This window comes from Arthrobacter sp. Y3223164 (assembly GCF_059091005.1).
This window is the reverse complement of sequence record NZ_JBNHGF010000828.1, coordinates 1-505: the sequence shown is the minus strand read 5'-3', so window position 1 is coordinate 505 and position 505 is coordinate 1. Positions and strand designations below refer to the sequence as shown.

Below are 505 nucleotides of genomic sequence, written 5' to 3'. Positions count from 1 at the left end.
CGAGCCGGGTCAGGGTGGCGGCGCGCAGGTTGTCGGCGGCGTGGTTCACGGCCTTGGCGCTCCGGTACAGCCGGGCACGGCCCTCGATCGTCTCGGCCGAGCGGACCACCACCGGCAACGGCTCGGACACCAGGGGCCCGAGCCGGCGTCCGCGCCAGAACATCGCGGCGACGCCGACGGCCATGAGCCACAGGGACACCGGAAGCACCCAGGCGGGCAGCAGGCTCATGGGGTTGACCGCTTCGCCGGACACCGGAAGGTCCCCCAGTCCCGCCCGGTACCACACCAACCGCTCGGTGGCTCCCAGCGTGCGCAGGGCCAGCGCGGCGTTGCCGGCGCGGACGACGCCTTCGTTGCTGAGCACATGGCCGGCGCCGAGCACGATGGTGGCTCCGTCTTCGGACACGACGAAGGGCGCCGCGTCCTCGGCCGGTGTCTCGAAGGCGAAGCACAGCTCGCCGCCGCCGCGGTAGGCCAAGCCGCCGCGGGTGATTTCGCCGGCCGC

Annotated in this window: 1 pseudogene; it reads right to left on the bottom strand. The window is 73.9% G+C overall.

From position 1 onward, the window contains the following. A pseudogene (locus AC5RUJ_RS18245) lies at nt 1-505 on the bottom strand (DUF4350 domain-containing protein); the annotation flags it as partial.